General features: G+C 36.0%; 29 protein-coding genes and 1 pseudogene. 18 read left to right on the top strand and 12 right to left on the bottom strand.

Translation table 11 applies throughout. From position 1 onward, the window contains the following. The first annotated feature begins 205 nt into the window (after positions 1-205). The 4 genes from NLJ82_RS24315 (at position 206) to NLJ82_RS24300 (ending at position 2,917) form a co-directional block, all read left to right on the top strand. Positions 206-514 (top strand): YuzD family protein, encoded by a 309-nt coding sequence (locus NLJ82_RS24315; RefSeq protein ID WP_000248590.1) that lies wholly within the window; start codon positions 206-208, stop codon positions 512-514. Between the two features lie 51 nt (positions 515-565). Next, positions 566-1,360, top strand: coding sequence for a nucleotidyltransferase domain-containing protein (locus tag NLJ82_RS24310; RefSeq protein WP_041185192.1), 795 nt, complete (start codon positions 566-568; stop codon positions 1,358-1,360). Positions 1,361-1,458: 98 nt separating this feature from the next. Then, positions 1,459-2,136: a CPBP family intramembrane glutamic endopeptidase gene (locus NLJ82_RS24305; protein ID WP_000447122.1), complete on the top strand. Its 678-nt coding sequence runs from the start codon at positions 1,459-1,461 to the stop codon at positions 2,134-2,136. Between the two features lie 112 nt (positions 2,137-2,248). Then, positions 2,249-2,917, top strand: a complete 669-nt coding sequence (locus tag NLJ82_RS24300) for a hypothetical protein (protein WP_001046062.1) — start codon at positions 2,249-2,251, stop codon at positions 2,915-2,917. A 51-nt stretch (positions 2,918-2,968) separates the two neighbouring features. On the opposite strand, the gene NLJ82_RS24295 is transcribed toward NLJ82_RS24300, so the two are convergent. Both NLJ82_RS24295 and NLJ82_RS24290 read right to left on the bottom strand, forming a co-directional pair. Further along, complete coding sequence (locus tag NLJ82_RS24295; protein WP_033671962.1) at positions 2,969-3,607, bottom strand: DUF4304 domain-containing protein; 639 nt, start codon at positions 3,605-3,607, stop codon at positions 2,969-2,971. Next, positions 3,594-4,064, bottom strand: a complete 471-nt coding sequence (locus NLJ82_RS24290; RefSeq protein ID WP_000858819.1) for an SMI1/KNR4 family protein — start codon at positions 4,062-4,064, stop codon at positions 3,594-3,596. Before NLJ82_RS24290 ends, NLJ82_RS24295 begins: the two co-directional genes overlap by 14 nt. A gap of 86 nt (positions 4,065-4,150) precedes the next feature. On the opposite strand from NLJ82_RS24290, the gene NLJ82_RS24285 reads away from it, so the two are divergent. The 3 genes from NLJ82_RS24285 (at position 4,151) to phnA (ending at position 7,482) form a co-directional block, all read left to right on the top strand. After that, on the top strand, positions 4,151-5,809 hold the full coding sequence (locus NLJ82_RS24285; RefSeq protein WP_000714465.1) for an outer membrane protein assembly factor BamB family protein: 1,659 nt from the start codon (positions 4,151-4,153) through the stop codon (positions 5,807-5,809). 301 nt (positions 5,810-6,110) lie between these two features. Beyond that, positions 6,111-6,905, top strand: coding sequence for a DUF2628 domain-containing protein (locus tag NLJ82_RS24280; protein ID WP_000289355.1), 795 nt, complete (start codon positions 6,111-6,113; stop codon positions 6,903-6,905). Between the two features lie 235 nt (positions 6,906-7,140). Beyond that, entirely contained in the window at positions 7,141-7,482 is a 342-nt protein-coding gene (phnA, locus tag NLJ82_RS24275) for an alkylphosphonate utilization operon protein PhnA (protein ID WP_000212737.1), read from the top strand. Positions 7,483-7,682: 200 nt separating this feature from the next. Here the strand turns inward: phnA and NLJ82_RS24270 are convergent, their stop codons facing one another. The 4 genes from NLJ82_RS24270 to NLJ82_RS24255 form a co-directional block, all read right to left on the bottom strand. After that, positions 7,683-8,480 (bottom strand): ABC transporter permease, encoded by a 798-nt coding sequence (locus NLJ82_RS24270; RefSeq protein ID WP_000679271.1) that lies wholly within the window; start codon positions 8,478-8,480, stop codon positions 7,683-7,685. Next, the gene (locus NLJ82_RS24265) at positions 8,464-9,123 is read right to left on the bottom strand and encodes an ABC transporter ATP-binding protein (protein ID WP_000470274.1); all 660 of its coding nucleotides are present in this window, start codon (positions 9,121-9,123) and stop codon (positions 8,464-8,466) included. Before NLJ82_RS24265 ends, NLJ82_RS24270 begins: the two co-directional genes overlap by 17 nt. 54 nt (positions 9,124-9,177) lie before the next feature. After that, on the bottom strand, positions 9,178-9,351 hold the full coding sequence (locus NLJ82_RS24260) for a Spo0E family sporulation regulatory protein-aspartic acid phosphatase (RefSeq protein WP_001103325.1): 174 nt from the start codon (positions 9,349-9,351) through the stop codon (positions 9,178-9,180). A 230-nt stretch (positions 9,352-9,581) separates the two neighbouring features. Further along, positions 9,582-10,652 carry an NAD(P)/FAD-dependent oxidoreductase gene (locus NLJ82_RS24255; RefSeq protein WP_000682081.1) on the bottom strand — a complete coding sequence of 357 codons (1,071 nt, stop codon included), beginning with the start codon at positions 10,650-10,652 and terminating at the stop codon, positions 9,582-9,584. 351 nt (positions 10,653-11,003) lie between these two features. On the opposite strand from NLJ82_RS24255, the gene NLJ82_RS24250 reads away from it, so the two are divergent. The 3 genes from NLJ82_RS24250 (at position 11,004) to NLJ82_RS24240 (ending at position 12,749) form a co-directional block, all read left to right on the top strand. Beyond that, the gene (locus NLJ82_RS24250; RefSeq protein WP_000595026.1) at positions 11,004-11,243 is read left to right on the top strand and encodes a YuzB family protein; all 240 of its coding nucleotides are present in this window, start codon (positions 11,004-11,006) and stop codon (positions 11,241-11,243) included. A gap of 244 nt (positions 11,244-11,487) precedes the next feature. Further along, complete coding sequence (gene dapF / locus NLJ82_RS24245; protein ID WP_000077414.1) at positions 11,488-12,354, top strand: diaminopimelate epimerase; 867 nt, start codon at positions 11,488-11,490, stop codon at positions 12,352-12,354. Positions 12,355-12,395: 41 nt separating this feature from the next. Then, positions 12,396-12,749: a HesB/IscA family protein gene (locus NLJ82_RS24240; RefSeq protein ID WP_000573822.1), complete on the top strand. Its 354-nt coding sequence runs from the start codon at positions 12,396-12,398 to the stop codon at positions 12,747-12,749. 150 nt (positions 12,750-12,899) lie between these two features. On the opposite strand, the gene NLJ82_RS24235 is transcribed toward NLJ82_RS24240, so the two are convergent. Continuing rightward, positions 12,900-13,463: a GNAT family N-acetyltransferase gene (locus NLJ82_RS24235; RefSeq protein ID WP_001068204.1), complete on the bottom strand. Its 564-nt coding sequence runs from the start codon at positions 13,461-13,463 to the stop codon at positions 12,900-12,902. A gap of 471 nt (positions 13,464-13,934) precedes the next feature. Here NLJ82_RS24235 and NLJ82_RS28820 point away from each other — a divergent pair. After that, positions 13,935-14,024, top strand: a pseudogene (locus tag NLJ82_RS28820) (methyltransferase); the annotation flags it as partial. Between the two features lie 106 nt (positions 14,025-14,130). Next, the gene (locus NLJ82_RS24230) at positions 14,131-14,484 is read left to right on the top strand and encodes a YxeA family protein (RefSeq protein ID WP_000833138.1); all 354 of its coding nucleotides are present in this window, start codon (positions 14,131-14,133) and stop codon (positions 14,482-14,484) included. Positions 14,485-14,512: 28 nt separating this feature from the next. On the opposite strand, the gene NLJ82_RS24225 is transcribed toward NLJ82_RS24230, so the two are convergent. Continuing rightward, entirely contained in the window at positions 14,513-14,974 is a 462-nt protein-coding gene (locus NLJ82_RS24225; RefSeq protein WP_000635514.1) for a 2-thiouracil desulfurase family protein, read from the bottom strand. A gap of 80 nt (positions 14,975-15,054) precedes the next feature. Between NLJ82_RS24225 and NLJ82_RS24220 the strand changes: the two genes are divergently transcribed. Continuing rightward, entirely contained in the window at positions 15,055-15,942 is an 888-nt protein-coding gene (locus NLJ82_RS24220; protein WP_000535250.1) for a helix-turn-helix domain-containing protein, read from the top strand. Between the two features lie 10 nt (positions 15,943-15,952). Here the strand turns inward: NLJ82_RS24220 and NLJ82_RS24215 are convergent, their stop codons facing one another. The 3 genes from NLJ82_RS24215 to NLJ82_RS24205 all read right to left on the bottom strand — a co-directional run bounded on the left by NLJ82_RS24215 (position 15,953) and on the right by NLJ82_RS24205 (position 19,125). Then, a complete protein-coding gene (locus NLJ82_RS24215) occupies positions 15,953-17,200 on the bottom strand; it encodes an MFS transporter (protein ID WP_000391922.1) in 1,248 nt (415 codons plus the stop codon). Between the two features lie 333 nt (positions 17,201-17,533). Beyond that, the gene (locus NLJ82_RS24210) at positions 17,534-18,010 is read right to left on the bottom strand and encodes a GyrI-like domain-containing protein (RefSeq protein WP_000662718.1); all 477 of its coding nucleotides are present in this window, start codon (positions 18,008-18,010) and stop codon (positions 17,534-17,536) included. 125 nt (positions 18,011-18,135) lie between these two features. Beyond that, positions 18,136-19,125: an NAD(P)/FAD-dependent oxidoreductase gene (locus tag NLJ82_RS24205; RefSeq protein ID WP_000829779.1), complete on the bottom strand. Its 990-nt coding sequence runs from the start codon at positions 19,123-19,125 to the stop codon at positions 18,136-18,138. Positions 19,126-19,587: 462 nt separating this feature from the next. Here NLJ82_RS24205 and NLJ82_RS24200 point away from each other — a divergent pair, with 462 nt between their 5' ends. The 5 genes from NLJ82_RS24200 (at position 19,588) to pepA (ending at position 24,063) form a co-directional block, all read left to right on the top strand. Continuing rightward, positions 19,588-20,796, top strand: a complete 1,209-nt coding sequence (locus tag NLJ82_RS24200) for an NAD(P)/FAD-dependent oxidoreductase (RefSeq protein ID WP_000856613.1) — start codon at positions 19,588-19,590, stop codon at positions 20,794-20,796. 123 nt (positions 20,797-20,919) lie between these two features. Continuing rightward, positions 20,920-21,426: an NUDIX hydrolase gene (locus tag NLJ82_RS24195; protein WP_000415311.1), complete on the top strand. Its 507-nt coding sequence runs from the start codon at positions 20,920-20,922 to the stop codon at positions 21,424-21,426. Next, entirely contained in the window at positions 21,423-21,740 is a 318-nt protein-coding gene (locus tag NLJ82_RS24190) for a YuiB family protein (RefSeq protein WP_000027014.1), read from the top strand. Before NLJ82_RS24195 ends, NLJ82_RS24190 begins: the two co-directional genes overlap by 4 nt. Before the next feature lie 86 nt (positions 21,741-21,826). Beyond that, positions 21,827-22,453 carry a stationary phase survival protein SpsC gene (spsC, locus tag NLJ82_RS24185; protein ID WP_000920101.1) on the top strand — a complete coding sequence of 209 codons (627 nt, stop codon included), beginning with the start codon at positions 21,827-21,829 and terminating at the stop codon, positions 22,451-22,453. A gap of 125 nt (positions 22,454-22,578) precedes the next feature. Continuing rightward, positions 22,579-24,063 (top strand): cytosol aminopeptidase, encoded by a 1,485-nt coding sequence (gene pepA, locus NLJ82_RS24180; protein ID WP_000487970.1) that lies wholly within the window; start codon positions 22,579-22,581, stop codon positions 24,061-24,063. Positions 24,064-24,144: 81 nt separating this feature from the next. Here pepA and cdaS read toward each other — a convergent pair whose 3' ends face one another. Next, a complete protein-coding gene (cdaS, locus tag NLJ82_RS24175; RefSeq protein ID WP_001209528.1) occupies positions 24,145-24,750 on the bottom strand; it encodes a sporulation-specific diadenylate cyclase CdaS in 606 nt (201 codons plus the stop codon). Between the last annotated feature and the right edge of the window lie 140 nt (positions 24,751-24,890).

Here is a 24,890-nt window from a genome sequence, read left to right as displayed (position 1 = left end):
TTTATCGACTCCTTTCATCAGTTTTATTATAATCAAGATAGAGGGGAAAATCTATTTTTTCTGTTCTTGTTTTATTGCCGAAATTTTTTATCATGTTTACAACGTGTTTTTTCAGTATAGGGGTATGGAATAAGTTTGTAAAATGATGTGCTTATGTAATAAGACATCTGAATATGCTGTTAGAACAAGAAGTGGGGGAGAAGAAATGGTTAATGTGCAAGTGTATGGGACGAAAGTAATTTGTGCGAGCTGCGTTGGAATGCCATCTTCAACAGAAACGTTTGAGTGGCTACAAGCGGCGATTGGTCGTAAATATGAAGGACAAGAAAATAAATTTAATTTCGAGTATATTGATTTTCAAGAAGAACAAGAAGATGAAGATAAAAAAGCATTCGCGGAGCGCGTAGTAGAGGAAGATTTATTTTATCCGGTCGTTCTTGTAAATGGAGAAATTGTTGGAGAAGGAAATCCTCGTTTGAAGGATGTTTACGAAGAAATCGAGAAATATTTATAAAGCAGGAAGCCTTTGCGAATTTGCAAAGGCTTTTTTATTGGAGGGATAGATGTGGAGAATGTAGTAAAGCATGCGTTACCGAAAGAAGTAGAGCAGTTGATGGAGCAGTACATAGTAGGACTGAAAGAAATTTTTTTAGATGAAAAAATAGTCGGGGTGTATATTTACGGATCCATCGCACTCGGTGCATTTCATGCAGAAACGAGCGATGTTGATTTTGTCACGGTAATAAGTGATCCCGTGAATGAAGCTGAAAAACAGCAACTTGTAGAGCTTCATAAGAAACTTAGTGGTAGTACGTTAGGGAAAAGAATGGATGGTATGTATATTCCGCTTGCTGATTTAGGAAAATACAATGATGAAATGAATGAGTACGTGTATTGTGCAGATGGTAAGGCGAATATAGGGCATTGGGATATTAATGCAGTCACATGGTGGACATTGAAAAATCAAGGGATTACAGTGAGCGGGAAAGAAGCAGAAGACCTTTCGTTCCAAATAAGGTGGGATGATGTAGTAAATACGATGAAATACAACGTAGAACAGTACTGGAGTGGGAAGGCGAAGCAGCCATATTTATTCTTTATAGAAGAATGGGTAGAATCAGCGGTCGTTACGATGGGGCGCATTTTATATACACTAAATTATAAAACAATCGTTTCAAAAGATAGAGGATTGCAATACTTATTAGAACATTCAGCGGAAGAGTGGGAGCTTTTATTAAAAGAAGTAGCGAGAATACGGGAGAACCCAAAAGAAAAGAGAATGCTCTCAAGGTGGAGAAGGGCAGATATGACGAAGAGGTATTTGCTGCACTTAATTGAGGCATGTAGAGAGAAATGGTAGGGAAGAAAATGGACAATACAGTTCGGTGTATTGTCTTTTTTTATATCTCTTTTGGTATATAATGGTTAAAAAGGTTTAATTATACTGGAGGGGATATGGTGGAAACGGAATTAGTTACATATAAAGAAAAGAATGTACAAATGAGTATGCTAGAAGTAATCGGTATGATCGTAATTATTTTTGGGGTAATGTATGGAATTGGTTATTTGAACTTTTTATATGAATTCTCATTATATCCGTGGTATGTAAATCATCTCATTTCACCCTTCACGTTTTGTATGATTATTGTAATGTATGCACCGGCAAGAAATTACTGTGTGCATTTACTAAAATCAATACAATTCAATAACTCAAAACATTATGTAACAATAATAATGACGATGATCGTACTGCTTATATATCTTGCGGTATTAAATTTAGTTTTACCACATGGGCTTCGTGTGGAGGAATCTAATATAGTAATAGAGCCTACTAAAAATGAAATCATTTTATATGTAGTTGTACTCACGATTTTTGCGCCGATTTGGGAAGAACTTGTATTCCGAGGTATGTTTTTTATGAAATTATCTCAGCGCTTCTCTACACTTAGTAGTGCCGTTATAAGTGCTTTCATATTTACTTTAGGGCATCCCCTTACAGTAGGGAGTATTTTATATATTTTTGGTATAGGGATAAGTTTAGCCTACACCTATAAGAAAACAAACAATTTACTCGTTCCAATTGGGATTCATGTATTAAACAATTCATTTTATTTATTAGTAAATTTTCAACTGTAAAAAAGGCGCCTTTTTGAAAGGGCGTCTTTTCTATTTTGTAGTAGATAGAAAAGGCTTTACAAGTATTATGTAGAGGAAAGATAATAGAAAAATATGTGTGTGGAGGAAGACGATGAATAAATATAAATTACATATAGATAGAGAACAATTATGGAAAGGCTGCATCTTAAATTCGATTGCAAATGCAATTTTTGTAGCACATGATCCTGATCTCTCACATGAAAGTTCATGGGATGGATGTAACTATAGTATGCAAGATAGTCAAGGCGGAAGAGGGACAATTACGTTTCATCCGGATTATACGATCGCATGTCTTCAAGATGTGAATAGTGAGAGAATGGATGAGTGGATTGACGCGACAAATTATTTTGAAGGGGCACCTTCGGAAGTGTTAGAAATTGCGAAAGAGGAAGCACTTCAATACGTATTAGAAGAAGTAGAAGGCGAGACTATGCCTTTCATTACAGCAGCATTTTGGATTGAGGAGAGCGGTGCGTATTCAATCGATTCATTTGAAGAGGTGGAAGAACATGGCGGATTTTTATTAGAAATCCCATTACTTGATATGGAATCGGCAATGGAAAGATTGGAAGAAGAATATGAGCTGACAGAGGAACAAATAGAGCTTTTACAACTTGTATATGAGAGAAAAATCAAAAATCCAAACGAGGAAATTATGTTGTCTAAAGAAGAAGTAGCAATGATTGGAACGGATGATAGTGAAGGGTTAGAAGTTAGTAAAGTATCTTTTAAAGAGATGAATATTACTTGGGAGTTGTAGGAGAAGGATATAAAAGTGTGATAAAGCACTAGCAGAAAGCACAATGTGAAGTTACATTGCGTTTTCTACTAGTTTTTTCATATACATGTCAACTTCGTGAAAGAATACGGGCTCTTTTTCCTCGGTATTCAGATGTACAGCACATTGCAAATATTGCTGTAAGTAGTGATTAGCTTGCTCGTACTGTTTTAAATTGTAGAAAGAGAAACAAGTAAGAAGCAAAAACGCTTTTTCCTGTAATATTGGAACGACGGCTAGTACTGGAGTAACGGAATGTATATTTATTTTTACTAAATTCTCATAAGATGCCCACACTTGAAACCAGTCGAAAATAGTAGAAAGATAATTCGGAATGTCGATAGTTTCATGTGAAACATTATGCAATAACTGGTTCTGTTTCATATGTATAGGCTCTATTCTCGTTCGCAGAATGCAATCGAATATTGAGATGTTTTCTTTAATTAGTAATTGGTCCGTGATAAGCTGCGGGAGACCGATAGGATGAACTCCTATATGTATATAGAAGTCATCTCCAAATTGACTTTTTTGTATGTTAATGAGTTTATAAAATCCGTTTTCAGCTTTGCAAAATGTATGTCTTTTTTTCTTAAATCCAAGCAGTTTTAAAGCAGCATGTAAATTTGCAATGGAATTTTGTACCGCTTTAGAATAAGGTTTACTCTTCGTCATATTCATATGTAGTTAAGTTTTGTAAGAAACTTTCAAAGTTAGGTGCTAATTCAATTATTTGCTCAACTTCATTATCAATAAATATAACTGGAGGATTTTCAGCTACATTTCGATAGTCTAATGCAATCCATGTATGTCCGTCCCCAGATAAAAGTACGAGATTCTCAGGCATTTCCCATTCTTGAATTAAATAATGACTCTCTAAAATACTAGATTCATTTTCATCAAAAGAAATGCCATATAAGCCAGAAACATTAACGTGATCGTCTGCCCAAGAATTCGGCTCTGAAGTAGGGTGAGCATCAAGGCGCAGTGTTCCTCCATTTTGTTCTTTTAGAAGGTTTATGTATGATTCCGGAAGCTTTACGTTCAGTACTTCTTCTGCTTTTTTGATTAGTTCGTCGTTAATGGGTGCTAGTTTTAAATAATCATCTTCTGTCCAAATTGTAGTCTTCATATTGGGTCACCTCAAATAATAGTTTTAAGAATCTTATGTCATATATTATAGTTAGTTTGAATAACGAGCAATAGAGGGAGGAAATAATGAAAAAGTTTCAAATCGAACTAAACAAACTGCCGACAGAAAATGCCGGAGAAATAGTAATTAGTATAGATGAGAGAATTGTGTTGCAAGAAAAAACAGACATAATCGACCCGATTTGTCAGTTGTTTGACGCATGGGGTGAATGTTTTAAAGATGATGGTGCTGTGATTTTTTTAGATAGATATGAAAAAAAGGTAGAGTTTAAGAAGAAGGATGGGGACTTTCTCATTATTAATCAGAGAGGAAAAAAGTTAGCTAGTGTTGATAGCGAGCAATTTTTACGAGTAATCTTTTCGTTTCTTAAAAAGGAGATAGAGCAGATTTACATAAGTGGAGTTGATTCTTTCCGAATAAAAGATGCGTATCATAGAATTTTAGAAATTGAGCCATTTCTTTCTGAACTTGTAAATAGAAATAACGCAATTATGTACCGAACATATCATTCTACAAGTGGTAAGTATGAATTAAACTGGAATTATTTAAAGGGGGTAGAGGTTGAACCGATATTTACTCCGGTACTACCTCATAATGAGAAGAGTATCTTTTATGTGGAGGAAAACAGCCACGAAATTCGTAAACTCGATAGTGAAACGAAAGAAGAGGTTTGGCAGTGTCATCTTCCACTAGTAGAAGATTGTAATTGCATAACTGTGAATGATGTCACAATTATTTGGCATGCGAATAGATTTGGAGAAAATATTGCGAAATTGTACGCTATTTCATCAAGTTCTGGGGAGTTTCTATGGAATTTAGAAATAGAAGGGCATATTATACAAGTTGTAAAAACTACGAAGGAAGAATTACCACGTTTATTAGTTATGACACAGGAAGGCTACAATGTTTTATTAGAGCTTGAAAGTGGAGTGAAAGTATGGGAAAAGAATGTCCGAGTTGGAGGAGAGAAGTTGCAATGCCATTTTGGCTCAGATTACTATGTGTTAGCAGGGAATCCTTTGGATGAAGATGCGGAAGTTGATGCATATAGTAACGTTGCAATTGCCATTCAATTATTAGATGCTTCTACACGATGGAAACAAATGATGGAAGATTGTAATCCAAATGAACCAGTTACTTTAACTAATGAACATTTTATATGTGTAGCAATAGATTCATTACAAAAGTGGGAATATGGAAAAGAAGGTTGTAACTTAATTTTTGAAAAAGCCTTTGATGAGGTACAGTACTCTTACATTGCATCACAGGGATCAAAAATATTATTAACAAGAACTGAGTATGATTATGAAGAGGTAAGTAAACAAATACAATGTTATGACCATAAGAGCGCTCAAAAGTTATATGAAATAAATATGCCTTTTGAAATTGAATTGCCTCCATTTCTTATCGGAGAGATGATGGTATTGTCCTTAGGAGAAGGCAGAATTTGTGGTATTCATATTCAAACAGGTAAAGTGATTTGGAACAATACGACTCTACATGATATTACAGAGGTTCTGTTATATAAAGATCGAGAAATTTATATTGCAACTTCAAATTTAGAATTGATAATACTTGATGCTGCATGTGGCGAGGTAAAAGATATAATTAAACTGCCTAAAAATGTTGTAGCAATAGATTTTATTGTATCAATTGAGGAAGTTAATAATGCATTATTCATTAGTTGCGTAAGTGGAAATATGTTTGAAATAGTAGAAAGCTAATTTGTGAGTTCTCTTAAATCGAGATGTTTGTTTTAAAATAGTAGTATATATTCACTAAAAAAGATGTATAAAATGATTTTGATGCATCCTTTTTAGTGAATATATAAAATAATTAACTTAGTGTATTAAACCTATCATTCATAAGTATTCTAATATATTAAAAAGAAAAATGGAATAATAAACGGTAAATTGTAGGAATATATTCGATTTCTGTTCATTTTTATGAAATATATGTACTTTTTGTTAGATTCCTTCTTTTTATTTCTATAAAATACACGTATGTAGATATGAGAAAAGGATGATGTACGTGAAGGACACTGTTTTACAAGAAAAAATTTCTCCGCAAGAGTTGCATAAAGTTGTTCAAAAGAATACAGCTTATTATGACTTTAAGTGGGGCAAAGTAGAAAATCCAGCGCAAGGGAATACGTGGAATTGGGTAGCCTTTTTCTTCCCAACTTTTTGGTTAGCTTATCGTAAAATGTATAAGTTGTTTATTATACTTACGTTATTGGCGGTACCTAGTATCGTTGTAACTCCTTTTATAGATATTCCAGATGGGATTTATTTAACATGTAGTTTAGTTCTTCAGTTAGGAACGATGATATTTACTGGATGGCAAGGAAACCGTTTATATTATAAGCACGCTGTTCGTGTATTACATAAGGGAGAAGATATGCCAGATCATGAGAAGGCGTATTACTTACAATCAAAGGGTGGCGCTAGTTTTGCTGGTATGGTTGGTTTCCAGGTTATAGTTGGAATCATGTTTGGTGGAGCTATGTTCGGACTCTCACTTTTACCAACTGAGCCAAATATTAAAAATGTCGTTCGTTCAAGTAGTGAAGGTGTGACTTTAGAGATTATGACGGATAATCCAACTTGGAAGTTTGTGAAGAAAGAACAAGATTATGATGTAGTAGAATTTACTGGTTATGATTATGCAGAGAAGAAGAACGTGAAAATTAAATTTGCTGTTTATTTTAGTGAAGACTATTTTGAATGGCAAGAAGTATATGAGAATAATAAGAAGTTAAGTGAAGATGAGCTAGAAGAGTATCAATTTTATATTGAAGAAAATGGTTGGGGGTTCTAGTCAGAACTCGTTCATTTTGAAAAGGAGGATCTTGTGAAGGTTCTTCTTTTTTACTTGGAAACACCATACGAATTGAAATTTTGTAAAATACAATAAAAAATGAGAATTTGAGGTAGGCTTGTCAATAACGTGAGACTATGGCACTATATAGAAATGCTATACAAATTTTATTTATCGAGATGTAAACATCAATTTTGATTTTTACGTATAAATAATGAACGGAGGAAATGAATTTATGGCTACTTTACCAAATTGTCCAAAATGTAATTCAGAATATACGTATGAGGATGGCGTTCTTTTCGTATGTCCAGAATGTGCTCATGAGTGGGGCCAAGAAGCAGAAGCTGAAAATAATGATGGTGCAAAAGTTGTAAAAGATGCGAACGGAAACGTTCTTCAAGACGGCGATGCTGTTACTGTCATTAAAGATTTAAAAGTAAAAGGAACTTCTTCAGTTGTGAAGATCGGTACGAAAGTAAAAAGTATCCGTCTAGTTGATGGCGATCATGATATTGATTGCAAAATCGACGGTTTCGGAGCTATGAAGTTAAAATCACAATTCGTTAAGAAGGCGTAAGTAAATAAAAGGAGGAGGCGTATAGGCCTCCTCTTTTTATTATGTCATTTTTTGTCGGTAAGTCGATATTCCTTGTCGAATCGTCGATATATTTCAAAAATCGTTGATATATTTTGAGTTATGATACATATATTCGAAAAATCGTCGATATAATTTCACTCACCGAGAAAGGTGTATCATTTACCGAGCAAAAAGCTAGATTACCGTCCACCATAGTCAATATCCTTCAACTGACACCTCTTATTAAAGAATGTTTTATATCCAAGCTGTAAAAAGATAATGACAGCAAAAGCGGTACTTCCTGAAATACCGAGTATAATTGCGATTTGATATTGAATGGCTGTAAATGGTGATACACCAGATAAGATTTGACCAGTCATCATGCCCGGTAAGCTTATAATCCCCATTCCGACCATAGAATTGATCGTTGGTAAAATAGCCGAGTCAAAAGCGTCTCGAATGAGCGGAGCAGCTGCTTCTTTCGGTGTGGCACCGAGCATAAGTGCTCCTTCAATTTGACCTCTTTGCGATTTCATATTGTTTAAGAACGTATTTGCACCGAGAGAAACACCTGTCATTGCATTCCCAACTAACATTCCTGTAATCGGAACGATATATTGCGGGGCGTACCACGGATCATGTCCGATAATAACAAAGATAAATAGTAGAAGTGGCCCAATTGATCCGGCTACCATGGAAAGGGCGGCTACTCGTTTTAATTCTTTAGACATTGGGACATTCACTCGTTTATAAATATTAAAAATTGCAAAGGTAGTAATAGAAGTAATAAGAGTAATTGTATAAAATGGATTACTATTTTCAAATACGTATGTAAGGACATATGCAACGAGTACGAGCTGAATCGTCATACGGAACGTTGCGAGCGCGATTTGTTTTTCGCGAGGTATCCCTTTTAATTTCACGAGCCCGATTAAAATAAGAATGAAAATATATGCAGCGGCAAGTTGCCAAATTTGGAGTTCAATCACGCCCTTCAACTGAGAGCACTTCCTTTCTAGTGGCACCGTTTGCTTTACTAATCTCAATAATATCGTTTGCAATTTCTTCTGGAAGCTGTTGTGAGTGTGTGATGAAGATGACTGTTTTTTTCTTTTCTTTTGCTAGCATAGTGAATTGCTTCATAACGCGTCGTTCTGTATCGCTATCTAACGCCGAAGTTGGTTCATCTAATAAATAGACAGGTGGATCCATAAGTACGATACGTGCAAAAGCAAGTCGTTGTTTTTCGCCACCTGATAATGAATCAGCGTTGTCTTCTAAATTTTTTTCCAAGCTAACAGTCGTTAATGCACTTCGCAAGGCAGCATCATTTGGAAATGGCTTTTCAGAAAGACGAAGTCCCATTAATAGATTGTCTTTAATGGTTCCATCGAAAATAGGTGGCGTTTGCCCAAGCATGACCACGTCACGTCGTAATTGAATAGGGGGATAATCAGAAATTAGCTTTCCGTTATATTCAATTGTTCCAGATGTTGGAGATTGTAGATCATTTAACATACGGAGCAATGTGCTTTTTCCGCTCCCACTCTCGCCGATAATACATGTGATTTTTTCTTTTTGAATCTGTAAATAAGGAATGTGCAGTATATCTTTATATGTAACGTCTTTTAATATAAACATAGATGGCTCCTTTCTGATTCTAGTTCTATCGTATCAAAAAAGAGAAGGTAACGGTTATAAAGAGCAACGTTTTTTCTTCGTCTTGATTTCTATTAATAAGTTAAGTAAACGATCTAATTCTTGGCTGAAAGAAATTACTTTATGATGAGTGAATCCGTACTTTTCAACGAGATAGATCAATTCTTTCTTCTTCGCTTCTATGCAATCATTTAGTTTCGTTACGTTCATAAGTGAAATGAAATGCCTCCTGTAAAAGTATTTACAACACAAAAAATAAGACCGAATGAATTCGGCCTTAAAGGAAATAAAACAACTTATCAATAGCATACACTGTTTATTGGTAGTTTTTAATATGAAAATGAAAAATAAATCATGATTCATATTGAGAAAGATGTGTCTGATAATTTTAAAAAACTAATGCAAAGAGGCTGCCTACATAGTAGACAGTCTGTAAAGTATTAACCGTTATGATATTTGTACATCCAGAGAATACCGGATTTTAGTAACCTTGGTACACGTCCCATTAATGGTTGGTTTGCTAGCAAACCAAAGCCATGCTTCTTACCAAGAGAGCCGAGAACACCTTTTAATTTAATGACAGGTAGTTCGTCAGGAAGTGGTTCATTATTCCAACGTTTTAATAATATTTGGACAATTTGTTCCCCTTGACCTTCAGCAAGTTGTGCAGATGGTGCGTGTGGAAGTGCTGCACAATCTCCTACAACATATACGTGCTCGTTATTTGGAATATTGTGATATTTTGTTAAAACAACCCGTCCGCTACCATCTTGTTCAACTGGAAGGTTTCGAACAACTTCATTTGCTTGAATACCAGCTGTCCAGACGATTGCATCACATTCAAGTGGTTCATCGTGGTTGTACACAATATTTGGCTCTACTTTTGTAATGTTAGAGTTTCGTATAATAGTAACTTTATGTTTTACGAACCATTCTTCTACATATCTACTTAATTTCTCTGGATATGGGAATAGAATTCTATCTTTTCGATCAAATAAGTAGATTTTTAAATCAGAACGACTCTCGCGAAGTTCACTTGCAACTTCAACGCCACTTAATCCAGCACCAACGACTGCTACTGTTGCATTTGGTTCTAGACTATTTAATTGTTCATATGTCTTACGTGTTTGTTCAATCGATTGTAGGCTATGTGTATATTCCTTCGCCCCAGGAACGTTATGATATTTATCCTCACAGCCAAGTCCAATAATTAAATCATCATATTGAATTGCTTCGCCGCCATCGAGATGAACAGCTTTTTCTTTGAGATCAATATTTGTTACTGTGCCGTATTGAATATTGAGGCGTGGGTGTTCAGGAAACGGTATACGAATATGCGTTTCTGAAATAGTACCCGCAACTAATGCATAATATTCAGTTTTGAAGCAATGATATGGTACTTTGTCGATTAATGTCACTTGTACATCATCCGGAAGTTGATTGCTTGGAAGTAGCCGTTGCAGAATTCTCATTCCACCGTAGCCGCCACCTAATATTACGAGGTGTTTCATGATGGATTACCCCTTTTCTGTTGAAATATCCCCTAATCATAAAATTTTATATTAATAAAATATTTTGACTTTACTCAATCAAATTATATCGAATTTGTGAACAAATAACAATGCATGAATGAATACTCTGTTGTACAATAAGAAGAAAAGTAGAGTAAACGATCTGCATTATTTAGTTACCATTTCATCGTAAATAGCATGTTATATAGAAGGAATCATCTATTTTGAAGTGAAATAATGAAGTAACTAAATAGTTTAGAAGGTGTAATGAAAACAACAAGAAACAGCTTAGTTTTTTTCTTATAGATGAAGTCAGAAAGTAATTTGTTTTGTAGTACAGGGGGGAGAATTTTGATTAAACCATTAATTGAATTTTGTGTAGGTAACCTTGCGAGTGGTTCACAAGCCGCTTTAGAGAAATTAGAAAAAGATCCGAATTTAGATGTAATGGAGTATGGTTGTTTAGGATATTGTGGTATTTGTTTTGAAGGACCGTTTGCTCTTGTAAATGGTGAAGTGGTACAAGGGGCTACAGTAGAAGAACTTGTTAATAATGTATATGAGTATTTGGATGAAAATCCAATGTTTTAAGGTGTTGCAATCGGCAGCACCTTTTTCTTTTTCTATTAGATAAAATTTTATTTCGCAGGGGAGGATAATATTGTATATAAATAAAAAAGACCCTTTTTAGAAGGGCTTTTTTCTTACACAATTTGCGCAAGAATGGCTCATCGCCAAATGTTGTCAAATATGAGAAACGGGGGACATTCATATTGTGTTCTAAAAGCGTGCATTTTATACTTGAAATAACAAATTATTTTTGGAGTGAATACAAATGAGCCAATTTTCTTTTACAAAAATGCATGGTCTTGGCAATAGTTATATATATGTAAATATGTTTGAAGAACGAATTCCTGAAGAAGATTTAGCTCTTGTGGCGGAAAAGGTTTCAAATATTAATACTGGTATTGGAGCAGATGGAATGATTTTAATTTGTCCGTCTGACGTAGCGCCGGTGAAAATGCGCATGTTTAATAATGATGGATCAGAAGGAAAGAGCTGTGGTAACGGTCTACGCTGCGTAGCGAAATATGCGTATGAGCATAAACTAGTAGAAGATACAGTTTTCACAATTGAAACGTTAGCTGGCATTGTAACGGCTGAAGTAACGGTAGAAGAAGGGAAAGTTACGTTAGCGAAAATTGATATGGGAGCACCGCGTTTAACGCGTGCAGAAATACCGATGCTTGGCGAAGGTGAAACACCATTTATTCGTGAAAACTTCTTATACAATAACCATCGTTATGCATTTACAGCTGTTTCAATGGGAAATCCGCATGCAGTTATTTTTGTGGATGATGTAGAACAAGCACCTCTTACAACACTTGGACCAGTTCTTGAGACACATGAAATGTTCCCAGAACGAGTAAATGTTGAATTCATTGAGATTTTGAATGAGGAAGAGATGAACTTCCGCGTTTGGGAACGTGGATCTGGTGTAACACAAGCTTGCGGAACAGGGGCGTGCGCTGCAGTTGTAGCCTCTATTTTAAATGGAAAAATGGAACGTGGTAAGGAAATTACAGTTCATTTAGCTGGTGGCGATTTAATGATTGCATGGACAGAAGAAGGCAACGTTTTAATGAAAGGACCAGCAGAAGTAATTTGCCACGGAGTGTATGAGTACAAGATAGAAGCGTAAAGATGTATAATAGAACGAGAACAGAAAGGATGGTGTATTTCATGATTGAAGTAACAGAACAAGCAGCTTTTCAAATTAAAGATATGTTAAAAGATGCTGAAGATGGAGAGAAGTACGTGCGCCTTGCTGTACACGGCGGCGGATGTAGTGGTCTTTCTTACGGCTTAGGATTTGAAGTAGAACCAAAAGAAGACGACACAGTTCTTGAGTTTTTCGGTGTCGAATTTGTTATCGATAAAGAAAGTGCTCCGATTGTTAAAGGAGTAAAAATTGATTATAAACAATCTATGCTTGGCGGCGGATTCACAATTGATAATCCAAACGCAATCGCATCATGCGGATGTGGATCATCTTTCCGTACAGCGACGAATGCTGGTAAGCCAGAAGAGTGCTAAGTTTTTAGTTGAAATAGAGAAAGACCTTTTTAGCGATGGAGTGCAATCGTTAAGGAGGTCTTTTCTTTTACAGTAAAAAATCAAAAAGCCGCCTTCTAAATTTAGAAACGTGCCTTAAGATATTTGTATAACAAATTTTAAAATCTTAAACTAATTTATCTTTGCATAGATGCAAGTATCAGCTGGTTGTTTGCCGTCAGCTGAAACATCTTCATTACGTAATACCCCTTCAAGCTCAAAACCTAATTTTTCAGGGATCGCACGACTTTTCGTGTTACTAGCTTCACATCGGATTTCAATCCTTCTAAATTTGAATAACTGAAATCCAAGGTTTGTTAACGCACGTACTGTTTCTGTTATGTATCCACTGCCACTAAATTGCGTGTTAACCCAGTATCCAATTTCACATTTAGAAACATTCCAATTAATTCGGTGAAGGCTAGCTGTTCCAATAAAATTATTCGTCTTCTTATGGTAGATAAGGTAGCGAAAGCTTTCTCTGTTCAAAAAATTTATATGGGCATTTCTCAGAAGAATTTCCGTTTCTTCAACAGTAGGAATGGACTGGAATAAAGACAACCATTGCTTTAATTCATGAATTGAATCTTTAATAGCTTTATGTACTACATTCCCTTCACCTGCTTGAAGTGGCGCTCGAAGAATGAGTCTATCTGTTTCTATTTGTAACGGAACATCTAATAAAATAGGATTCATATTATTTCTCCCCTCAAAACCTTTAAATTAGGACAGAATGAAACTTATGTAAAAAAACTTTCGTTCAAAATTTAGAGAACAATAAATATATATTCACTTCATCATTTAGAAATCCCTTTTCATCTATTGACTTCTAATTTCTTTATCAGTTATTTGAGCTTTAAGTTTTCTTTTTTCCAGTTATAATTGAAGGGTAGAAAGAGGGGATATATGCTGGAAAATATTTTTGAATTTATATTGAAGTACGTTATAGGTCCTATTTTTAGATGTATAAGATACCTTGTGATAGATATTATAATAGAATGCATAATAGAAGGTGTAATAAACGGTATAAGGAAATTACGTGATAAGTGGCGAAAGTGGCGTGAAAGACGTTATTGGCGGTAATAGGTACATAAAAAATTGGCAGTAAAGAGATAGAGGATAAAAAGCCTTAAGGGAGATGATTCATTCATTTCCCTTAAGGCTTTTTATAATGAAGTAGTAGCAACTCATCTAAATTTAGAATCTGTACTCATGCCAATTGGTGACGGCATGACGGTTTCTAAAGTGAAGCAATAATTATTATCTTACAAAAGTGTAATGTTCATGTCATGTTTTTGAATTTCTTCTTTAAGCTTTGGGCTTTAAGATAACAATATAAGAAAAAACATATGAGGTGAAGGAAATGAAAAGATATATTGCACTGTTTAGTATTTTAGTTGTATTCGCAAGCCTTTTAGTTGGTTGTGATATTAACCGTATGGGGAAAGATCAGTACTATGTTCAAATCACAGCTGATGGAATTGAAAAAAATGAGAAGTCTCATAGCGGAGAGCCATACAAATATTTTGAGTATAAATTAAAAGGATTCGATAAAGACGGTAAAGAGAAAGAATTAGAATTCACAGCTCAAAAAAACTTACGTAAAGATGCATTCCTACGCGTATACCACTCAGATAAAAAAGGTGTTTCGGCTTGGGAAGAAGTTAAGAAAGATGAGCTTCCTGCGAAAGTGAAAGAAAAATTAGGTGCAAAATAAGAAAGAAAAAAGGAATTGACGAACAGGGTCAATTCCTTTTTATATTTTCAAAATCATCTTCTGAAATGACTGTAAATCCATGTCTTTTGAATAAAGCAGTTGTTACCCCGTAACCAGTTTGTTTATTCCCGTTAAATTCTCCTGTATAAATTGTGGAACTACCACAAGAGGGACTGCGTTCTTTTAAAATAATATATTCTGGGCACAAATCTTTCATTTGTTCTAATGCTTTATAAGCACCATTTACAAAAGCTTCCGTGACATCTTCACCGTCTTTTGTCATCACTTTCGCTTTTCCATCCAAAACGTCATCGCCATTCCCGCCAATAATTTCAGCTGAGGGACGAGGCGTTGGCAATCCTCCTAATACTTCGGGGCAAATGAGGAGTGTCTCTTCTTGTTGCAGCAAATCCCCTATTTTTGAAACGAGATTGTCATTTCCATCATACCGACAAGCGATACCACCTAAACAAGCGCTAATTACGATCATATTTTCATCTCCACTAAAAAAATATTAAATAGCACGCCAAATCCCCTTCCTGCCTCTTACTTATAAATGAGGTGATAAAAATGGGAAGCTTATATAACTTAATGAAACCATATAGTGAATTTCGAAGTAAAGAAGAGTTTAATACATATCAAAAACAAGTTTTGAAATGCTACCGATTTCAATTGAATAAAACAGATGCTACCATTATTCATTTTTTAGGAAAGTATGCAGTGAATGAGAAACAGAAAACAGTGGGGGTTGCTTGTCCATTAATGGAGACGATTGCGACAAATGTTGAAAAAAGTATTCGTACAGTACGCCGCTCCATTGCAAAGTTAGAGGAATTAGGAATTATAAAGCGTGTTGCAACGAAAGAAAGACATAAACGCGGCGGGTATAGTGCGAACTTATATGTATTTCTTATATCTGCAATTGACCGCATGGATGACCGTATGCAAATGTCCGCATGTGAAAGTGAGAATGATGCAGCTGGCTGTAGTGGAATGGGGCAAAAATATGAGGGGGAAACAATTCTTTCTAAAAACATTCCACAAATAAAAGAGAATAGAAAAGGAACGTACGAGCTTGATGAGACGTATTGCCGTCATGATATACCGAAGCCTTTTATATATGCACTTCTGCCGATGACGAGTAATCCGAAGAAGATTAATATATTTTGGAGTAAGGTGGAGCTTGCTTATAAAAAGAGCGGATTATTAGAGCAAGGTGTTTTACTGGAGCAAATATTAGCTGATGAAGAAGTGTATGGAAATTTCATTTGGCGCGTAAAAAGTGTTGTGAGAGCGTATAAATACGGAGAAATCCGTAAAAATGTTAAGGCTCTTTTATATAGTACAGTGCGAGATTTATTTTTAGAGGTTGGATTAGAATGGGGAGCAGCTGTGAGAAGAAGTAAGGGGATACCGTTATTTGATCCGTTTAAAAAGGAGCCATGCGTAAATGCATGACTCCAAGTAGTTAATCAAACTTTCTTACAACTGGAACACGAATCGCTACAAATAGTACGAAGACGATAACGGCGATTGCACCACTTTTCATAACGGTTACGATTGGAATTCCTATTGCAAGCGCGATGGATGTGAATGCGTAAGAAAGCGGGATAAAGCCCATTGATGATAGCATAAGTAAACTCATTACACGTCCCATCATTTCTTCTTTCACTGTCGATTGAATCATCGCCATAAGCGGAACGATAGCCATTGCGATTGTAATACCGTAAAACATGCCAGCTAATAATGCTTGCCATAGTACAGTGCTAAAGTTGATGGATAAGAAGAATACGCCAGACAGTAGCATCATGATAATGCAAAATAGACCGCGTCTACGATTAATATTTTTTAAACCGACAATGACTGCGCCTATTGCCATTCCGCCTCCTACAGATGCTTCTAAGTAACTGAATTGAAGTGAGTCACCGTGTAGAACATTTTTAATGAAAAGCGGGAAACCGACTTGCATCGGACCGATTAAAAATAAGTTTAGAAAGGCGCTACAAATAAGGAAAGTTGAAAGGAATGGAGATTCCTTTACATATAAAATTCCTTCTTTAATAGAAGTGAACATGCTTTTGTCTGTATTTTGCTGCTCTGGCATCGTAAATTGTATTTTTTGAACGAGTATAGCTGCGACAATGAGTAATAAAATTGTAATCGAGAAAATCGTTTCATAGTTCGTAAATTTAATAAGAATGCCGCCAAGTACAGGTCCTAAAATAACCGATGCTTGGTTCGTCATTTGTGTAAGTGAGTTTGCTTGTGTTAAACGGCTTTTTTCTACAAGTTCAGGCAAGATAGATCCATCAGCCGACCAGAAAAAAGCATCAGCAAGTCCAAAGAATAAAGCGAATAAAGCAAATGTATATAGTGTTACATCACCTACGATGAACCATGTAAGGATAGTTGCGACGAGAATAGCACGAACAATATTAGAATAAAACATAATGTTTTTTTTCGGGAATTTATCAGCTACAGCGCCGCCGATAATCATAAAAATAAGCCTTGGAACACTAAGAGCTACGAAAACCACACCGAGTGATGCCTCAAGGTTTAATGTTTTTGCTATGTACCACGTTTGTGAAAAAGTAAAAAAGGCTAAAGCGAAACTTGAAAAAAGAGTAGCTGCCCAAAGAAAAAGGAAATTCGTATTTTTTAATAACGGTTTTCCGCTTCCTTCTAAAGCAGATTTATTTTGTTGTAGTTCCTCCATATTGCTTCCTTTCTATGCGACAAATTTAAACTAAAAAACTTGTTAACAATCACTTTATCCCGCGTTAACGGGCAGTAAAACTCCCACCTCAAAATTTGGCTCGAGCAAAGAAGTTAGGTGGGAGACTAACTGCCCGTAAACGTCCGATTGGTGAGGGCTAATACTCAGTGGTGGGGGATGAATACCCCACCACCACTGAGTATAGTTTCACTTTATACAGTTTCTAATATTTCTATACTGCACTTTCTCATTGTAGACAATTATGTTGGATTTGCACAGTGGCTATTTAACGACAAAAAAGAAGATACCATTTGGTATCTTCTTTTTTGTCGTTTAGGCTAATGCAATATAAATATCTAATTGTACGTTAGTTGGATCTAACGCTCTTTCATCATAAAGCTCAAAGTCTGTTGTAAAAGCACGTTTGTTTTCCTTTGACCATTTCCAAATATATTCCCAAGCCTCGCAAACGACTTCAGCAATTGGTCCCTTTCTCGTTGTAAATACCGCATACGTAGCGGCAGGTATTGTTAAAGTTGTCATATTTGCAGGAACGTCTTCTAATGAAGAAACAGGCATGCCAATTGTGTATTTATATGTACCCGTTTCATCTGATTCGTAATTTGAATAGAAAGCGAATGTTTCTTTCGTTTGTTGATTTGGAATGTGATGCATCATTTGTTCTTGAAAGTATTGGTTCCAAAGCCCTGGAATTTTTCCTTCAGTAGATGCCTCTATTTTATTTGTCGTCGTAACCGAAACACCGATTGCTTGGAAAGCTTCTTTTTTTACGATAGTAGGTTCTTTCATTTTTAAATATCCCCCTTATTGAATAGAACGTTTGTTCTTATTTATTGTAACATATTTTGGAAGGGGACGATAGCGTAATAAAAAAAGAACTCCTTCGCATAAAGGGAGTTCTTTTCATTTCTATATTAAAACATACTTGAGCTGTGCATCGGTTGAAGTTTTGCGTTTGGATCGAAGTAAGCTTTCGCATTGTTTACTGCTGTTGGTGCTTCACCGAAGCCGCAAGCAATGAGTTTTACTTTTCCTTCATATGTACAAATGTCACCAGCAGCGTAAATACCAGGAATATTTGTTTCCATTTTCGAGTTCACGAGAATGCTGTTTTTTTGTATATCTAAGCCCCAGTTTTTAATTGGGCCAAGAGAAGAAACGAAGCCGTAGTTTACGATTACATCATCAACATCGATGATAATTTTTTCTTCCGTTTTTACATGCTGAAGAACGACTTGTTCAATTTTGTCATCACCAATGAGTTCTACTGGAACGTATGGTGTGCTTACTTCTGCACGAGAGTTCATTAAGCTTTCTACGCTATGTTCATGCGCACGGAATTTATCACGACGATGAACAATTGTAACTTTGTCAGCGATCGGCTCTAACATCATTGTCCAGTCAACAGCTGAATCGCCGCCGCCAAATACTACGACGCGCTTACCAGCAAATTTATTCATATCATCAACGAAATAATGTAAGTTTTTCTTTTCATACTTTGCTGTTCCTTCTAATTCTAAGCGGCGTGGTTGGAAAGCACCATTGCCAGCAGTAATAATTACTGATTTAGAATAGTGAGTTTGCTTATTCGTAACAAGTTTAAATATACCGTCAGCTTGTTTCTCAAGCGTATCAACAGCTTCTTCTAAACAAACGGTTGGATCAAATTTCTTCATTTGCTCTTTTAAGTTATCAACTAATTCTTGTGCGCGCACTTTCGGGAATCCGGCTACATCATAAATGTATTTTTCAGGATAGAGCGCGGATAATTGTCCTCCAAGCTGAGGTAAGCTTTCAATAATTTTTACACTTGCTTGTCTCATACCACCATAAAATGCTGTGAATAGTCCTGTTGGCCCACCACCAATAATTGTTATGTCGTAAACTTTTTGATTTTCTGCCACTTTCATTCCCCCTATAGATGGAATTTTGATATTGATTTCATATATTGTTCATATGTACACGAAAATCCTGCAAATGATGATACTTTCAAATAAATGATAGCATATTTGAGTGCATAATACTTCTGAAAACGACTGAATTGTGTGTAAGTTTTCGCATAGATGTTTTTTACATTGTATAAAATATACAGAAAGGAAAATACATGAAAAAAAGGCTGAAAAACCCTTGAAAACGCTATGTTATTTTAAAATATTGATAATTCTCCAGACGCTTGAATTCTGGAATAAAACCGACTAATATAGGGAAGTATTATGTTAAATTTCTATGACAAAATTCGTACGATTTTTTGACTGTGTTTTGTTATGGTATAGAATGTGATAAATTCCACATTCTTGACAAATAGAGTTTTTAGTACTTGGTATTATTTTTCATTACTATTATATAAAGAAAAGGGTTGTGATTTGGTGAAGACTCCAAAAATCGTAGTTTTAGGTGCAGGTTATGGCGGGATGATTACGACTGTTCGTCTGCAAAAAGCATTATCTGTAAATGAAGCTGAAATTACGTTAGTAAACAACAACAGCTATCACTACCAAGCGACTTGGTTACACGAGAGCGCAGCTGGTACATTACAAGATGAAAAAATCTGTCTAGATATTCAAGACGTTATTGATACAAATAAAGTGAACTTTGTACAAGATACAGTAGTAGAAATTAAAGCAGCTGAAAAACGCATTATCTTAAAAGACGGCGAGTTAGAATATGACTACTTAGTAATCGGTCTTGGTTTCGAATCAGAAACATTCGGAATTACAGGATTAAAAGAGCATGCATTCTCAATCGCTAACATTAATGCAACTCGTCAAATTCGTGAGCATATGGAAGCTAGCTTCGCTAAATATGCAGATGAAAAGCGCGATGAGTTAGTAACAATCGTTGTTGGTGGTGCTGGATTTACTGGTATCGAGTACGTAGGTGAGCTTGCAAACCGTGTTCCTGAACTTTGCAAACAGCACAATGTACCACGTGAAAAAGCACGTATTATCTGTGTAGAAGCTGCTCCAACAGCACTTCCAGGTTTCGATCCAGCATTAGTAGAATACGCTGTGAAACAACTTGAGAAAAAAGGTGTAGAATTCCGCATCGGTACAGCAATTAAAGAAGCAACTGAAGAAGGTATTATCGTTGCGAACGGTGATGATACTGAATTAATTAAGTCTGAAACAGTAGTTTGGGCTGCAGGTGTTCGTGGTAACGGTATTGTGGAAGAGTCTGGCTTTGAAGCAATGCGCGGACGTGTAAAAGTTGATGAGTACATGCACGCTCCAGGATACGAAGATGTATTCATGGTTGGTGACGCAGCGTTAATCATTAACGAAGAAATTAACCGTCCATACCCACCAACAGCACAAATCGCAATTCAACAAGGTTACAACATTGCGCACAACTTAACTGTGTTAGTTCGTGGTAAAGGCGAAATGAAGAAATTCGTATTCGATAATAAAGGATCTGTATGTTCTTTAGGTCATGACGATGCAATGGGCGTTGTTATGGGCAAAAAGTTAACAGGTTGGAAAGCTTCCTTCATGAAGAAAGTGATCGATAACCGTTACCTATTCTTATTAGGTGGACCTTTATTAGTTCTTAAAAAAGGTAAATTAAAGTTCTTTTAATATATAGTAGAAAAAGCAGAAACGGCTAAGAGCTGTTTCTGCTTTTTTCATTTAAAAAATATAGTATAATATATAAAAAAGAAAGAATATTCTGTCCGTTCTGATAGAGGAGGGTATGACATCATGGAGAAGCGAGGAAAAGTATGGTTAGCTGTCAGTGGCCTAGTAGCTACAAAAGATGGCAGGTGGTTATTCGTTAAGAAGAAATACAGTGGGTTAAAGGGGAAATGGTCTTTACCGGCTGGTTTTGTAAATGAAGGTGAGACCGTTGATGAAGCTGTGAAACGTGAAGTGTTAGAAGAGACAGGTATTGTCGCTCATGTGAAGGGGATCATTGGTGTTAGATCGGGCGTAATTCGCAATGAGATTAGTGATAATATGATTATTTTCCTTTTGGAGCCTGAAGGGGAAGAGATTATTGTACAGGAGAAGGAATTGTCTGAAGTAGCGTTTCTACATCCAGATACGATTGCGGACGATCCAAATACGTCTGTACTTATTACATATTTGTTAGAAAGACAATCAGAATTACATCTTGAAATGGACAAAACATTAAATCCAGGAGAGCAGTTTGGTTATACAGCCTATCACGTATTTACGGCACATACAAAGGAGAGGGAGAAAGAGTGAGTATACCGGTATTACTTATTTCAATGATGTTATTTTTCATTTTGTTTTTTGGAATTGGATTTTTACTCAACATGATATTGCGAGCGACATGGGTAATGGTTATTGTATATCCGATTGTTTGTATGCTTATTATTAATAAGGCGAGTATGTGGGATTATTTTTCAAAGCCAAAAGAAACATTCTCTTCATTTGGGACAAGTGTATCGCATTTAGGACAAGCAGATGTGTTTATTTTATCTACTGGATTGATTGGTGCTGCTTTAGCGGGAATCGTTATTAAGAAACTTCGGAAAAGCGGATATCAAATGTTTTAATCTCCAATGCAATTGGAGATTATTTTTTTGCATATTCTTTCATCGTATAGGGAATGATTAACGATGAAGGAGTGTGGCATATAAAAATGTTAAAACGATATTGTATTCGCATTATGATGACTTGTTTACTTGCAATTGCATTATGCGTAACATGGAATGCTTTCACAGGAGTTTCTTTATTAGAGATTGTAAAGAAATATGAGGGAACGAGTGCAAAAGAAGTACATGCAGCAGAAGTTAAAAGAAATGTTGCTCCGAGTAAAGAAGTGATAAATGCTTTAGAGCAGGCAAACGACTGGTCTAAATATCGTTCAATTGAAATGACTGCAACAGGTTATACGTCGGGAATTGAGTCAACTGGTAAGAGGCCGGGACATCCGGAGTATGGTATTACATATTCAGGTGTTAAGGCGAAACGGGATTTATATTCCACAATTGCAGCGGACTTACGCGTATTCCCAATTGGAACAATCTTATTCGTACCAGGTTATGGGTATGGTGTAGTAGCTGATAAGGGCGGTGCAATAAAAGGAAACCGTCTTGATTTGTACTATGATACAGTGAAAGATGTTTATAGCCAATGGGGTAAGAAAAAAGTAAATGTATATGTAGTTAAGATAGGAAATGGTAAGTTTTCAGAAGAAGAGTTAACGATGTTAAACCAGGATGAGACGATGCAAGTGTTTCGTGGTCAATATTTAAAACAAAGATAGTCTAGTGGTAAGTACGCTAGACTTTTTTTATTTTATATAGGGTATAACAGAAGTTAGAATTGTCGCATTTTATCGAAAATAAAGTTATAATAAAGATAGAGTAGAGAAATTTAGGGGGTCTGAACATGTTCCAAGTACAAAAAGAATTAGCAAGCCATGAAGCGGTGATTGTTGCCTTATTTGAAGAAGAGGAAACGAGTAGCTTTGTACAAGAACTGGACAAAGCGTTTGAAGGACAATTACAAGTTTTATTAGAAGAGAAAGAACTTTCTACGAAGAAGAAAGCTATTTCAAAAGTACATAGTTTAGGAAAAACAGAAGTGAAACGTTATTATTTCGTTGGTTTAGGCAAGAAAGAATCTTATACGACAGAAACATTACGTTCGGCTCTTGGTAAGACGTTTAAAACACTGCAAGCAGCAAAAGTACAAGATGCAGCAATCTTACTTGATTCTTTCGTAACAGAGAAATTAGACGCGATTGATGTCGCTCATATTGCGGCAGAAGTACAAGGCCTTGGTACATATGAGTTACAAACGTATAAATCAGATAAAAAGGATCGTGTAGAGTTAGAGAAGTTTACGGCTATTACAGCGGAAGATGCACAGGAAATTGAAGCGGCATTAACAGTTGGCTACGTACATGGACGTGCAACAAATTCAGCTCGTACACTTGTAAATATGCCGCCAAACGTATTAACAGCGACGAAGCTTGCTGAGTATGCTGTTGAGTTAGCTGAGAAGTATGATATGGATTATAAAGTTCTTGAGAAAGAAGAGATGGAAGAGCTTGGTATGGGTGCGTTACTTGCAGTAAACCAAGGTAGTGTAGAGCCACCAAAAATGATCGCTCTTATTTATAAAGGAAAAGAAGAGTGGACAGATGTTATTGGATTCGTTGGAAAAGGAATCACATACGATACAGGCGGTTATTCTTTAAAACCACGTGAAGGTATGGTCGGTATGAAAGGTGATATGGGCGGTGCAGCTGCTGTATTAGGTGCGATGGAAATTATCGGTGAACTTCGCCCAGAGCAAAATGTGATCGCTGTTATTCCATCAACAGATAACGTTGTAAGTGGTACCGCATTTAAGCCAGACGATGTAATCACATCTATGAGCGGAAAAACAATTGAAGTATTAAATACAGATGCAGAAGGTCGCTTAGCATTAGCTGACGGTATTACGTATGCGAAAAAATTAGGTGCAAACTATTTAATTGATGTTGCGACATTAACAGGTGGTGTAATTGTTGCACTTGGAAATCATACGACAGGTGCAATGACAAACAATGAAGAGTTGTTTGAGCAAGTGCTAGAAGCATCTATGGAAACAGATGAATCAATTTGGCAATTACCGATTTTTGATCGTGATAAAGAACGCGTGAGAAACAGTAAGTTTGCTGATTTAAATAACTCACCAGGCCGCGAAGGACATGCGGTTATGGCTGGTACATTCCTAGGTGAATTTGCTGAAGATACACCTTGGGTGCACTTAGACATCGCTGGAACATCTGAATCATCAGGAGCGCATGATTTAGGTCCAGCTGGAGCAACAGGTGCAATGGTACGTACACTTGCAACGCTTGTTGAACGTTTCGGCGAAGAATAAGATCGTAAGAGAGGGCTGTTCCTACATTTTGGAACAGCCTTTTTTATTGATATATGGTGTTACGACCGATGTAATTTTACTTTATAGAGAAATTGTATATAAAGTCCCGTTTAAAGCAAAGGAAGTGCGGCCCGTTTCTTCAGAGACAACTAAAATAAGGGCATCGCTTTTTTCTGATAAGCCAATTGCAGCTCTGTGACGTGTTCCTAGTTCAGGATCAACTTCTGTGCTTTTCGTGAGCGGAAGAATATTGGCAGCTGAGACAATATGATTATTTTTAACGAGAACGGCTCCATCATGAAGAGGGTTACCTGGATAAAATATTGATTCGAGTAATGGTGCGGTTAAATGAGCGTTTAATGTCGTTCCAGTTTGAATGAAAGCTTCAAGCGTCTCGTTTCGTTCCACAACGATAAGAGCGCCATGTTTTCGGGCGCTTAAATGTTGGATAGCTGTCGTAATAAAAGATGAACTTTCCGTATAAGGTGATAAATATGCTTGAATATAGTATGTAGCTGCCAATGTTTGTACATTTGCTAACATATGATGAATATCTTCCATTTTGCATAAAATACATTCGTCTTCTTTATCGATTGCGCTCCTCATAATCGATAGTTCTTTTTCAGCAATTTCAATCATTTGCTTTGTTTGTATTTTGAGCTCTTCTGACAAGCCCCATTCGCGCATAATCCTCATTCCCTTTAGTGGAGTATTTAACAATAGTGTATACAAATATTCCTAGTAAAATCCTGCTAGATTTTATAAAATATTGAGATACAGCATGTTTTTTTCATATAATAAAGGTATGACGAGCGAGAGGAGAGAGA

It is taken from the genome of Bacillus paranthracis, from assembly GCF_024296885.1.
Lineage (GTDB): Bacteria > Bacillota > Bacilli > Bacillales > Bacillaceae_G > Bacillus_A > Bacillus_A paranthracis.
Note: the sequence above shows the minus strand (reverse complement) of the source record. Positions and strands in the feature narration are given on the sequence as shown.

Excerpts from the sequence above, each read along its gene's own strand:
- NLJ82_RS24315 (WP_000248590.1), top strand. The coding sequence starts at position 206 with ATGGTTAATGTGCAAGTGTATGGGACGAAAGTAATTTGTGCGAGCTGC.
- NLJ82_RS24300 (WP_001046062.1), top strand. The coding sequence starts at position 2,249 with ATGAATAAATATAAATTACATATAGATAGAGAACAATTATGGAAAGGC.
- NLJ82_RS24295 (WP_033671962.1), bottom strand. The coding sequence starts at position 3,607 with ATGACGAAGAGTAAACCTTATTCTAAAGCGGTACAAAATTCCATTGCA.
- NLJ82_RS24290 (WP_000858819.1), bottom strand. The coding sequence starts at position 4,064 with ATGAAGACTACAATTTGGACAGAAGATGATTATTTAAAACTAGCACCC.
- NLJ82_RS24285 (WP_000714465.1), top strand. The coding sequence starts at position 4,151 with ATGAAAAAGTTTCAAATCGAACTAAACAAACTGCCGACAGAAAATGCC.
- NLJ82_RS24280 (WP_000289355.1), top strand. The coding sequence starts at position 6,111 with ATGTACGTGAAGGACACTGTTTTACAAGAAAAAATTTCTCCGCAAGAG.
- phnA (WP_000212737.1), top strand. The coding sequence starts at position 7,141 with ATGGCTACTTTACCAAATTGTCCAAAATGTAATTCAGAATATACGTAT.
- NLJ82_RS24265 (WP_000470274.1), bottom strand. The coding sequence starts at position 9,123 with ATGTTTATATTAAAAGACGTTACATATAAAGATATACTGCACATTCCT.
- NLJ82_RS24260 (WP_001103325.1), bottom strand. The coding sequence starts at position 9,351 with ATGAACGTAACGAAACTAAATGATTGCATAGAAGCGAAGAAGAAAGAA.
- NLJ82_RS24255 (WP_000682081.1), bottom strand. The coding sequence starts at position 10,652 with ATGAAACACCTCGTAATATTAGGTGGCGGCTACGGTGGAATGAGAATT.
- dapF (WP_000077414.1), top strand. The coding sequence starts at position 11,488 with ATGAGCCAATTTTCTTTTACAAAAATGCATGGTCTTGGCAATAGTTAT.
- NLJ82_RS24240 (WP_000573822.1), top strand. The coding sequence starts at position 12,396 with ATGATTGAAGTAACAGAACAAGCAGCTTTTCAAATTAAAGATATGTTA.
- NLJ82_RS24235 (WP_001068204.1), bottom strand. The coding sequence starts at position 13,463 with ATGAATCCTATTTTATTAGATGTTCCGTTACAAATAGAAACAGATAGA.
- NLJ82_RS24230 (WP_000833138.1), top strand. The coding sequence starts at position 14,131 with ATGAAAAGATATATTGCACTGTTTAGTATTTTAGTTGTATTCGCAAGC.
- NLJ82_RS24225 (WP_000635514.1), bottom strand. The coding sequence starts at position 14,974 with ATGATCGTAATTAGCGCTTGTTTAGGTGGTATCGCTTGTCGGTATGAT.
- NLJ82_RS24220 (WP_000535250.1), top strand. The coding sequence starts at position 15,055 with ATGGGAAGCTTATATAACTTAATGAAACCATATAGTGAATTTCGAAGT.
- NLJ82_RS24215 (WP_000391922.1), bottom strand. The coding sequence starts at position 17,200 with ATGGAGGAACTACAACAAAATAAATCTGCTTTAGAAGGAAGCGGAAAA.
- NLJ82_RS24210 (WP_000662718.1), bottom strand. The coding sequence starts at position 18,010 with ATGAAAGAACCTACTATCGTAAAAAAAGAAGCTTTCCAAGCAATCGGT.
- NLJ82_RS24195 (WP_000415311.1), top strand. The coding sequence starts at position 20,920 with ATGGAGAAGCGAGGAAAAGTATGGTTAGCTGTCAGTGGCCTAGTAGCT.
- spsC (WP_000920101.1), top strand. The coding sequence starts at position 21,827 with ATGTTAAAACGATATTGTATTCGCATTATGATGACTTGTTTACTTGCA.
- pepA (WP_000487970.1), top strand. The coding sequence starts at position 22,579 with ATGTTCCAAGTACAAAAAGAATTAGCAAGCCATGAAGCGGTGATTGTT.
- cdaS (WP_001209528.1), bottom strand. The coding sequence starts at position 24,750 with ATGCGCGAATGGGGCTTGTCAGAAGAGCTCAAAATACAAACAAAGCAA.